A 2,126-nucleotide genomic window follows, 5' to 3' on the forward strand; every position below is an offset into this window, starting at 1 on the left:
GTTCCGCACTCGCCACTGCCGGGCGTTCGTCCCCAATGCCCTCCACTCCCCGAGGCGGGAGAGGCAGCAGAAGGGCGCAGGCCGTCCTCAGGAGCGCAGGGGCGACCAGGCGGGGTCGGAGGCGTAGCTCGGGGTGGGCACGCGCTGCTCGTTGTAGCCGGTCACGTCCACCGAATAGAGCGAGGGCCCGGAGGCGCCGCCCGGATCGCGGAAGAACATGAGGACGCGGCCGTTGGGCGCAAACGTCGGTCCCTCGTTGTGGTAGCCCTCGGTGAGCACGCGCTCGCCCGAGCCGTCGGTGCGCATGACGCCGATGGCGAAGCGCCCGTCGCCCTGGCGGGTGAAGGCGATCCAGTCGCCCTTGGGCGACCACACCGGGGTCGAGTAGCGCGCATTGCCGAAGGAAATGCGCCGCGCGCCGGAGCCGTCGGCGTTCATCACATAGATCTGCGAGGTGCCGCCGCGGTCGCTCTCGAAGCAGATCTGCCGGCCATCCGGCGAATAGCAGGGCGCGGTGTCGATGGCGGCGGTGTCGGTGAGGCGGGTGGTGGCGCGCGAGCGCAGGTCCATGACGAAGATGTTGGAATTTCCGCCCTGCTGCAGGCTCATGATCACCCGCTGCCCGTCGGGGGCGAAGCGCGGCGAGAAGCTCATGCCCGGGAAGTTGCCGACGATCTCGCGCTGGCCGGTCTCGATGTTCAGCAGGAACACCTTGGGGTCACCCGCCCCGTAGGACATGTAGGTGATTTCCTGGCTGGTGGGCGAGAAGCGCGGGGTGAGCACGAGGCCGTCGCCGCGCGAGAGATAGCTCACGTTGGCGCCGTCCTGGTCCATAATGGCGAGGCGCTTCACCCGCCGCTCCTTCGCCCCGCTCTCGTCCACGAACACGATGCGGGTGTCGAAATAGCCCTTTTCGCCGGTCATCTTCTCATAGATGGCGTCGGCGATGATGTGGGCGATGCGGCGCCAGTTGTCGGGCTGGGCCACGAACTGCTGGGCGGCGAGCTGCTGGCCGGCGAACACGTCCCACAGGCGGAACACCACCTGGAAGCGCCCGTCCGCCTGCCGGGTGACGCGGCCGGTGAGCAGCGCCTGGGCATTGATGACGCGCCAGTCCTGGAAGCGCGGCGTATCGGGATTGGTGATCTGCTCCACGAACGCCTTGGGGTCGATGGGCGCGAACAGGCCGGAGCGCCGCAGGTCCGCGGTGATGACGCCGGAAATGTTGCGGCCGATCTCCGGCTCGCCGAGCAGGTCGGTGATGGCGATGGGGATGGGCTTGAAGGCGCCGGGGGTGAGGTCGATGCGCGGCTGCGCGGCACCCGCCGCGCCCGCGCCCAGTCCGGAGCCGAGGCCGGCGAGGCCCGCGGCGAGGCCGGTCTTGATGAATGCCCGGCGTCCCATCCCGAGCATGGCCGGCCGTCCGAACCCGTTCATTTATGTTCCTCGTTTTCCATGCGCTGCGCCGTGCGCCGCCATCTCGATCGGGAGCCTGTGTGCTCCGTCCGGACGCGGCATCAGCGGCTGAACAGCTTGTCGTTGAGCGTGATCGGAAGCGTCTTCCAGTTGGCGTAGGTTTCCGGCCGGAACATCTTGTAGGGCTGGCAGGCCATGATCGCCCGAATGCCGTTCATGGCATAGGCCTGGAACGCCGGCTGCCCGGAGCCCGCCTGGCCCGGCTCGATCTGGGGCGCGCCGGCAACCGTGCCGTCCTTGTTGAGGTAGATGTTCACGTCCACCCGGATGTTGCGGTCGAGATTGCCGCCGTCGGTGGACCAGCACTCCATCACCCGGCGCCGGAAGGCGTCGATCTCGCTGGCGGTCAGCTGCTGGCCCTCACCGCGCGGCGAGCCGAGCGAAGAGGTGGTGGACACCTGCTCCGCGCTCGCCACCTGGCGGGAGGGCGCGCGCTTGTCCAGCAGTTGCTTGATCTGGTCGGTGTTGAACTCGCTCGGCGTGGCGTTGGCTTCCACGGGCTTGGGCTGTTCCTTCGGCGGTGCCGGCTTGCGCGGGGGCAAGGGCGCGGCGGCGGCCTCGGTCTTGGCCTCGTCCTTGGGCTGCTCCTGCTTCTTCTGCTCGGGCTTGGGCGCCAGTTCCGCCTGTTCCTTGGGCGGGGCGGGCTCCAC

Annotated in this window: 1 protein-coding gene and 1 pseudogene; both read right to left on the reverse strand. The window is 69.0% G+C overall.

Features of this window, described 5'->3' with window-relative positions:
- Positions 1-87 precede the first annotated feature (87 nt).
- Positions 88-1,437, reverse strand: coding sequence for a Tol-Pal system beta propeller repeat protein TolB (tolB, locus tag K9U41_RS22670; RefSeq protein WP_282643099.1), 1,350 nt, complete (start codon positions 1,435-1,437; stop codon positions 88-90).
- Between the two features lie 80 nt (positions 1,438-1,517).
- A pseudogene (locus K9U41_RS22675) lies at positions 1,518-2,126 on the reverse strand (hypothetical protein); the annotation flags it as partial.

The organism is Xanthobacter autotrophicus (genome assembly GCF_029991245.1).
In the GTDB taxonomy this organism is placed as follows: domain Bacteria; phylum Pseudomonadota; class Alphaproteobacteria; order Rhizobiales; family Xanthobacteraceae; genus Xanthobacter; species Xanthobacter autotrophicus_C.

Bases quoted from the DNA above. Each gene is read 5' to 3' on its own strand.
- tolB (WP_282643099.1), bottom strand. From the start codon at position 1,437: ATGAACGGGTTCGGACGGCCGGCCATGCTCGGGATGGGACGCCGGGCA.